The sequence below is a fragment of the Bradyrhizobium sp. P2_E8 genome (assembly GCF_056403875.1).
This window is the reverse complement of sequence record NZ_JBFUES010000533.1, coordinates 1-5158: the sequence shown is the minus strand read 5'-3', so window position 1 is coordinate 5158 and position 5158 is coordinate 1. Positions and strand designations below refer to the sequence as shown.

The following is a 5158-nucleotide window of genomic DNA, read 5'->3' as shown; positions in this document are numbered from 1 at the left end:
CCCGACAGCAGCAGATGATTGCCGTTGTCGATGGTGAGATTGGTGGCGCCGTCGAAATAGGAACGGCAGCGGCCGCCGGCCTGGTGCGTCGCCTCGTGCACGGCGACCTTGAAGCCGGCATTGGCGAGCCGCACGGCGGCGGAGAGGCCGGAAATTCCAGCGCCGATGATATGAGCTGTGTTTTGCATCAGATGAAAGCGTAACGGAGCAGGATCAGGATGCGTGTGACCTTCGACACACGCACCGGCTCGCGCGGCGCGTTGAAGCCGCGCGCGATCAGCAGGTCCAGAATGGAATGATAGTATTTCGACATGATCCGCGGCGCGCGCACCGCGCGGCGCTTGTTGCGGCTCATGATCTCGTCCGACTTCTCGAAATGCACCTTCGCACGCTGCGTCAGCGGCAGGCAGACCTTCGGCAGCGCCCGCTCGGCGATGACGCGGTTCGGATCGTCGGAGGTGATGCCGGCATGCAGCAGCGCTTCGCGCGGCAGATAGAGCCGGCCGAGGCCCGCGTCCTCGTCGATGTCGCGCAGGATGTTGGTGAGCTGGAGCGCGCGGCCGAGATGATGGGCGAGCAGGATGCCGTCCTCTTCCGGCATACCGAACACCCGCACCGACAGCCGTCCCACGGCGCTCGCAACCCGATCGCAATAGAGATCGAGCGTCGCCATGTCGGGCGCGCGGATGTCCTGCGGCACGTCCATCTCCATGCCGTCGACGATGGCCAGGAAATCCTCGCGCTTGAGCCCGAAGGTCTTCACCGAGGCGACGTAGTCCTTCAGCCGCGGCGGCGGATTGCCCTGATAGAGCGCATCGATGTCGTTGCGCCACTCCTGAAGCGCGGCGAGCCGCTCCTCGCGCGGGCCGTCGGAATCGGCGATGTCGTCGACCTGCCGGCAGAAGCTGTAGATCTGGAACATCGCTTCGCGCTGGTCATGCGGCAGGATGCGCATCGCGGCGTAGAACGAGCTGCCGGATGCGGTCGAGCCATAACTGGCGCCGGGCGAGGTCGCCTCAAGCGTCATGTGCAGTCCCCGGTCTGGAAATGGCCTTGCGTCCGATCGCGCGGCGGCCGACTTCGCCGATCATGCCGGCGAGGCTGAAGGTGAGGAGCTCGAACTTGTTCAGATGCACGCGCTCGCGCAGGGGGTCGCGTACCTTGAGCAGGCGCACGATGCGGTCGGCATAGGCCTGGATCACCGAGACGTCGACGCCGAGGCGGAAATCCCGAATCTCCGCGCTCAGCGACCTGCCCTCGTCGAGCAGCGCCTCGTTGCGCACGGCAAGCGCCTGCAGGCAGGCCAGCATCGCCGGCGGCGACTGGGCAAGGCCGAGCTGCTCGACCGAGGCGCCGCTCGCGGCCAGCGCATCGCGCGGCAGGTAGACGCGATTGAGCTCGCGAAAATCCTTGCCGCAATCCTGGAGGTGGTTGTTGATCTGGAGCGCCGCGCAAAGCGCGTCCGATGCGGCCCAGGTCGAGGTGCTCTCGCCATGGACGTCGAGCATGAAACGGCCGACCGGCATCGCCGAGTAGCGACAATAGTGGATCACCTCGTCCCAGTTCTCGTAGCGCAGCTTGGTCACGTCCATGCGGAAGGCGATGAGCACGTCGAGCGCATGGCGCGGCGCCATGCCGCGCTCGGCCAGCGCGCGCCGCAGGCTGACAGCCTCGGCCTGGGTGTCGCCCTTGCCGAGCAGTTCCGCCTCGAGCAGGTCGAGATAGGCAAGCTTCTGGTCGGGTGGCAGCGTCGCGTGGTCGGCGATATCGTCGGCGGTGCGGACGAAATTGTAATACGCCAGGATCAGCGCGCGATGACGCGGATGAATGATCCAGGACGCGACGGGAAAATTCTCGTCGCGGTCACCCTTGCCGGATCGCAATTCGCTCGCAGAGGTCATCGAGGGCTGGTTTACAATCGTTTGGACAGGAAGGGCTTTTTCGCTCGCGCGGGCTCATGCCGGCGATGCCGCCGCGGCCCCCATATAGGGGAATACGGCCGCAAAACCAATCCTGTCTCGCGATGGCTGCCCTTCGCGGATCGGCCCCGAAAAGGCGGCCCCGGGGGCCGCCCTTGTGGGCTAGTGGCCGAGCTTACTGGTTGTGGTTCTTCAGGACCTGGTCGCAGGCCTGCGAGATCTTGGCCCGGTTCTCCTTCAGGCAGGCCAGGATGGTGAAATCGCCCTGGTCGATGACCGGACGGCAGAACTTCTGCACATCGCGCGTGCAGGCCTTCTGCTCGCTGTCCGTGCCGCGCCCTTGCTGGGCAAATGCCGCCGTGGACAGGGATGCCGACAGCAGGGTGAGAGCGACGAAAAGCTTACGCATTGTATTCCTTCATTCTGACGGCAGAATCGCACCGATCCCGGACAGCACAGGGCGGACGACCGGAACGGATTGTTCTGATGGCTAGTCGCCGCGGAACATGCGGCCTCGGAGAAGGCACAAGCACTGGAAAATGCGGCCAAATTGGCGCCACACCTCCAAATCAGGCCTTCCCTGCACCTTCATTGGCAGATGTAAGAGGTTGATACTACGTCATAATTCAGGTAGCCCGCATTTTACTGCACGCCTGTTGCAGAGCTGCATCTCTCTGCCCCTCCGTTTCGGCCAGAAACACGCCGAAACACGGGAAATCGCGGCCGCCGGGCATGGCGCAAGGACTTCGTGAACCACCGTCCCTGGCGGCCAGGCTTTGAACCTGACACAGGCTCGGAACACTAAACCTTCGATGTGGCGAGACGTTCTGATCTTGAGCGGACGTCGTTCCAAAACGGGATATTTGTGATGAAATTCTTCGGGCGATCTGGACTGGCAATCAAGGCGGCCGGCATCGGGGCGGCGCTGCTCTTCTCGGTTTCGGTAAGCCACGCACAGTCGTCCGGACCGTTTGCCGGTTTCGACGGCGCGTGGACCGGAACCGGCACGGTGTCGCTGTCCGACGGCTCCACCGAGCGCATCCGCTGCAAGGCGGACTACAAGGTCGCCGGCAGCGGTCTCAACCTGAAGCAGGCACTGCACTGCGCGTCCGACAGCTACAAGTTCGACCTCACCAGCGACGTGACGAGCCAGGGCGACCGCATCTCCGGCAACTGGAGCGAGGCCAGCCGCAACATCTTCGGCAATCTCCAGGGCACCGCCGGCGGCGGCCAGATCGAGGTGTTCGTCGAGGCCAACGGCTTTGCCGCCAACCTGTCGCTGCGCACCAACGGCACCAAGCAGACGGTGCAGATCAGCTCCAAGGGCGAGATCCGCGGCGTCAACATCACGATGACGAAGGGCTGACGCCCGTCCTGCGCCGAGAGGAACACGCCCCCGGTTCTCGCGAGCCGGGGGCTTTTTGCTGACATGGACCATATTCGCAGAAACCTGCTCAAGGCCGCCGGACTGTTCGCAACCAGTCGCGCATGGGCCAATGATCAACCGTCAATCCAGCGAGGGGGCGGGCATGCAGCCTTCGTCGGTCAAACCGCGTCACGTGCTCTGCTTCCTCGGCAAGGACGAAAGCCTGCTGCACCCGCCGGAGGCCGTGGCCAGGACGATCGCGGATTTCGGCTTCGAGATCGATCGCACCTATTCGCAGGCCCGACCCGATCCGCATATGGAGCGCTCGTTTGGCGTGTGCTGGGACCGCGTCTTCCCGAAAGCCTGGTCCGCCACCGACGAAGCCGCCGTGACCAACCACAAATCAGTGCTCTATGTACTGAGCCCGCCGATGGAGCAGCAGAAGACGGTCGCCTATTCGGCGGCGGCCTTGCGCATCGTCGAGGAGATGATCGAGGCCGGTGCCATCGCCGTGAAGGGCGAAAGCGCAGGCGTTGCCCACGGCCTCGATCGATGGCGGCAACTGGCCGGTCAGGCGCGCAAGGGCGCGAGCACCGGTCAGGGTCTTGCCGTGACTCTCGCTGTAGCCAAAGCATGTCGTCTTGCTTTCGCCAAGCGCCCACTCGGCGGTGATCGCTACAACGAAACCGTCGGCTATCACCTCGTCGGCCTGCCTGAGATCTATGTTGCGAAATCGCGCGGCAACGAATGGGCCGCGGTCATGCTGATGGAGGAGCTCGCAAACGCGATGGCCGAGCGCGGCATCGAAGCGACGCTCCGCGACCAGAAGCTCACGCTAACGCGGGAGCAGGACTACGCCGAGGACGACTTCAAGTTCAATCCGTACGGCATCATTCGCGTCGAAGCGTGAGCGTGGCGTGGCGTTCGCCGCCCCACGCTCAGATCGCGCGCTTGTCCGCACCCTGAAGCCTGGCGTGCAGGTTGATCAGCCACATCGCCGTCGGCCGCAGGATGAAGAGGTCGGCGACGAGGGCCATGACCATCGAGAAGGCACTGAGCCAGCCGAACAGCCGCAGTGACGGCAGGTCGGAGAACACGGTGACGACGAGGCCGCAGGCCAGCACCACCGTGGTCAGGATCAGCGCCGGTCCGACCAGAACGGTCGCCCGCTCCACTGCGAGCGCCGAGCCGACGCCCGGCTTGCTCTCCAGCCTGAGGCGGTTGAGGAAGTGGATGGTCGCACTCAGCCCCAGGCCGAACGAGACGGTGAGCGCGACGACGCTGGCGAATTGCAGCCCCTCGCCCATCGCCCACAGCACCGTTCCCGACATCACGACGGGGAAGATGCCCGGCAGGACGCAGGCGAACATCACCACCCAGGAGCGGAAGGCGAGGCCGATGAAGATCGCGACCAGCGCGAATTCGACGGTGAGCCCGCGGTTCAGCTTCTCGATCATGCTGGCCGAGTTGCGCGCCGCGATGGCGGCAAGGCCCGTCACCGCGACCTCGTAGCCGGGATGCTTCTTGCGGACGGCGTCGAGCTCGGAATCGAGCTTGTCCACGATCGGCAGAAGCTGGCTGGAATCCTTGTCCGGCACGCGGCCTGCGACCACGACCGCATCCTGCTCGGCGTCGATGAACCGCCGCACCAGATGCTCGGGAATCACGCTGATATATTCCTTCAACGTCGCGACGTCGGCGCTGCCGGCCTTTTCCGTGAGCCAGCGGCGCAGGGTCTCGACCGACCAGACATTGCCGACACCGGCCGCCTTCTCCACGGTCGCATGCACGTCGGCGATCGTCTGCAGCGTTTCCGGCGAATAGAGCGATTCACCCTTGGGGAACTGRATCAGCACGTTGACCGGGTTGGCGC

Annotated in this window: 7 protein-coding genes; 2 read left to right on the top strand and 5 right to left on the bottom strand. The window is 64.7% G+C overall.

What is annotated here, in order from left to right; all coding sequences use genetic code 11:
* From AC1D00_RS25700 to AC1D00_RS25685, 4 genes are all read right to left on the bottom strand, one after another.
* Nucleotides 1–188, bottom strand: a 188-nt coding sequence (locus AC1D00_RS25700) for an FAD-dependent oxidoreductase (protein ID WP_477012579.1), incomplete at its 3' end; no start/stop codon positions are given.
* Nucleotides 188–1027 carry a presqualene diphosphate synthase HpnD gene (gene hpnD / locus AC1D00_RS25695; protein WP_135172475.1) on the bottom strand — a complete coding sequence of 280 codons (840 nt, stop codon included), beginning with the start codon at nt 1025–1027 and terminating at the stop codon, nt 188–190. The genes AC1D00_RS25700 and hpnD, both read right to left, overlap by 1 nt.
* Complete coding sequence (gene hpnC / locus AC1D00_RS25690) at nt 1017–1901, bottom strand: squalene synthase HpnC (RefSeq protein ID WP_135172474.1); 885 nt, start codon at nt 1899–1901, stop codon at nt 1017–1019. Before hpnC ends, hpnD begins: the two co-directional genes overlap by 11 nt.
* 193 nt (nt 1902–2094) lie before the next feature.
* Entirely contained in the window at nt 2095–2328 is a 234-nt protein-coding gene (locus AC1D00_RS25685) for a hypothetical protein (protein ID WP_135172473.1), read from the bottom strand.
* Nucleotides 2329–2787: 459 nt separating this feature from the next.
* On the opposite strand from AC1D00_RS25685, the gene AC1D00_RS25680 reads away from it, so the two are divergent.
* Both AC1D00_RS25680 and AC1D00_RS25675 read left to right on the top strand, forming a co-directional pair.
* A complete protein-coding gene (locus AC1D00_RS25680) occupies nt 2788–3285 on the top strand; it encodes a hypothetical protein (RefSeq protein WP_477012578.1) in 498 nt (165 codons plus the stop codon).
* Between the two features lie 163 nt (nt 3286–3448).
* Entirely contained in the window at nt 3449–4195 is a 747-nt protein-coding gene (locus tag AC1D00_RS25675; RefSeq protein WP_477012577.1) for a hypothetical protein, read from the top strand.
* 28 nt (nt 4196–4223) lie between these two features.
* Here AC1D00_RS25675 and AC1D00_RS25670 read toward each other — a convergent pair.
* Nucleotides 4224–5158: MMPL family transporter (locus AC1D00_RS25670; protein ID WP_477012576.1), on the bottom strand; the 935-nt coding region annotated here is incomplete at its 5' end.

What these genes read in the sequence shown, in the direction of transcription:
- hpnD (WP_135172475.1), bottom strand. Translation starts at nt 1,027, where the DNA reads ATGACGCTTGAGGCGACCTCGCCCGGCGCCAGTTATGGCTCGACCGCA.
- hpnC (WP_135172474.1), bottom strand. Translation starts at nt 1,901, where the DNA reads ATGACCTCTGCGAGCGAATTGCGATCCGGCAAGGGTGACCGCGACGAG.
- AC1D00_RS25685 (WP_135172473.1), bottom strand. Translation starts at nt 2,328, where the DNA reads ATGCGTAAGCTTTTCGTCGCTCTCACCCTGCTGTCGGCATCCCTGTCC.
- AC1D00_RS25680 (WP_477012578.1), top strand. Translation starts at nt 2,788, where the DNA reads ATGAAATTCTTCGGGCGATCTGGACTGGCAATCAAGGCGGCCGGCATC.
- AC1D00_RS25675 (WP_477012577.1), top strand. Translation starts at nt 3,449, where the DNA reads ATGCAGCCTTCGTCGGTCAAACCGCGTCACGTGCTCTGCTTCCTCGGC.